The sequence below is a fragment of the Candidatus Aminicenantes bacterium genome, assembly GCA_026393855.1.
Taxonomy (GTDB): Bacteria; Acidobacteriota; Aminicenantia; order Aminicenantales; family UBA4085; genus UBA4085.
Map to the genome: position 1 here is coordinate 1 of JAPKZJ010000119.1, position 2,487 is coordinate 2,487.

At 68.7% G+C, this 2,487-nt stretch carries 2 protein-coding genes; both read left to right on the plus strand.

Translation table 11 applies throughout. The annotated features are described in order from the left end of the window. Positions 1-1,615, plus strand: a 1,615-nt coding sequence (locus NTZ26_14755; GenBank protein MCX6561760.1) for a VacB/RNase II family 3'-5' exoribonuclease, incomplete at its 5' end; no start/stop codon positions are given. A 45-nt stretch (positions 1,616-1,660) separates the two neighbouring features. After that, positions 1,661-2,487, plus strand: an 827-nt coding sequence (locus tag NTZ26_14760; protein MCX6561761.1) for a hypothetical protein, incomplete at its 3' end; no start/stop codon positions are given.

Genomic DNA, 2,487 nt, shown 5'->3' on the forward strand with positions numbered 1-2,487 from the left:
CTATTTCGCCCCCTTCGACACGGCCGGGGCCGAGGAAGTCGCGATCCAATCGCTGCACGGCCATTTCCCCAAGCCCGGCATGATCGTGGCCGTCGACCGGACCGGGCTCGCCCTGACCGGAGTGCTCGGATTCCCGGACGACCCGGGGGTCGACGTCCACGTCGTGGCTTCCCGGCACGGGCTGGCCGAAACCTTCACGCCTGCCGTGGAAGCCGAGGCGGAGGCGGCTGCCGCCCGGCCCGACGACGAGGGCGGGGCCCGGGCGGACTTCCGCGAATGGACGACGTTCACCATCGACGGCGAGACGGCCCAGGACTTCGACGACGCGGTCAGCATCCGGGTCCTGGAGGGCGGCCGGCGCCTGCTCGGCGTCCATATCGCCGACGTGTCGCACTACGTCCGGCCCGAGACGGACTTGGATCGGGAGGCTTACGATCGGGCCACCAGCGTGTACTTCCCCCGCAAGACCCTGCCCATGCTGCCCGAGCGTCTCTCGAACGACGTCTGCAGTCTGCGGCCGCGGGTCGACCGCCGGGCCTTCTCCGTCCTCATGGAGGTGGATCCGGACGGCCGGGTCGTCCGCTCGGAGTTCACTCCCTCGCTCATCCGGACGACCGAGCGGCTGACTTACGACGCGGTTTTCGCCGTCTTCGAGGGCGACGCCGGCGAGCGAAGCCGGCTGCGCGCGATCATCCCCGACCTTCTCGCGATGCGCGAGCTGGCCGCCATACTCCGCCGCCGCCGGCTCGAGGCCGGAAGTCTGGACTTCGACATGATCGAGCCCGAGCTCGTCTACAGCGAAGGCCGGCTGACCGGAGTGGCCGGATTCGCGACCAACGAAGCCCACAAGCTGATCGAGGAGTTCATGGTCTCGGCCAACGTGGCCGTGGCGGGCCACCTGGCGCGCCTCGCGGTCCCCTCGATCTACCGCATTCACGACAAGCCGGACGAGGCGGACCTGGAAAAGCTTGCCGAAATCCTGGCCCATTTCGGCATCGTCCTGCCCAAGCCGGCGCTGGTCCGCTCCCATGACCTGCAGGCCGCCATCCGGGCGGCCGCCGGCAAGCCGGCCGAGACCTTCATCAACGTCCAGGTCCTGCGGTCCCTGCGGATGGCGGTCTACGCGGACGAGAACATCGGCCATTACGGCCTGGCCCAGACCGACTACACCCATTTCACGTCGCCCATCCGGCGCTATCCCGATCTTCTCGTCCACCGCGTCCTCAAGGCCGTGACGAGGGGCGGGCGGCTCGAGCTGCCCGAGATCGCCCTCCAGGCCGCCCACTGCTCGGCGCGGGAGCGGCGGGCCGATGCGGCCGAAAAGGAGCTCACCGAGTGGCGCATCTTCCGCCTGCTCAAGGAGCGGTTGGGCGACGAGTTCACGGGGGTCGTGACCGACATCGGCCGGGCCGGGCTAATCGTGGCCCTGGAGGAGTTCATGGTTGAGGGGACGGTCGCCTTCGCCGATCTGGGCGGCGATTATTTCGCCCGCAAATCGCCCGCCGTGCTGGCGGGCCGGCGGACGGGCCGCAAGTTCGAGCTGGGCCAGGAGCTGCGGGTCATTGTTGCCGCCGTCGATCCGATGCTCCGCCGCCTGACGCTTGTCCCCGCTTAAATAGCCTCTTTTTGCGGCCTCGAGAGATTTTGATAGAATAAAGCCATGCCGGCCCCCGCGAAGAAAAAAGCCCCCGCCTCAAAAAAAAAGAAGAAGCCGGTTCGCCGCGTCGCGTCCGTCCGGACTCCCGCCAAGCCCGCACGCCGTTCCGCTCCCCGCGCCCAAGCCGTTGACTTGACGGCCTTGCCGCCGCTTCCCTCTGCCGCGCCCGGCGCCGAGCCTTACCCCGGCGACATGGCCAAGCTGGACGCCCTGGTCCAAGCCCGGGGCCTGCGCGGTCTGCGCGAGGACGAGGCGACCGTCCAGCTTCCCCTCGAGCCCGCCGAGCTGCTGGCCCTGGCCGAGCGCCTGGAGGAGGCCGGCCGCGTCCGCATCTTCTCCTTCGCTCCCCTCCATCTCATCGGCAACGGCGCGGTCGCTTTCCTGGGCGGCAAGATCCTGGCCTATGTCGACGCCTTCCATGCCCATCACCCCAAGGACCCCGGGATGGAGCGCAAGCGCCTGGCCGAGCACTTCGACGTCCCTTCCGCGATCCTGAAGCTGGCCCTCAAAGCCCTGGTCCATGACGGCCGCCTGCGCGAAGAGGGCAACGTCGTGGCCCTGGCCAAGTTCCAGCCGACTCTGCCGCCGCGCGAGGAAAAAATGCTGGTGGAGCTGGAGACGCTTTGCTTCGGCGGCGATTTCCGGGCCGTCTCGCTCAACGACATCCGGGAGCAGCTCAACCTGGCGCCCGACCGCCTGGAAGCGATGCTGGCCCGGCTGATCGAGCGCCGCCGCGTCGTGCAGGGCAAAGAAGGTTTTTATCTCCATGCCCGCTGGCTCGAGGACCTGGCCGCCCGCCTGCGGGCCCTGCCGGCCAAGATCATCACCAT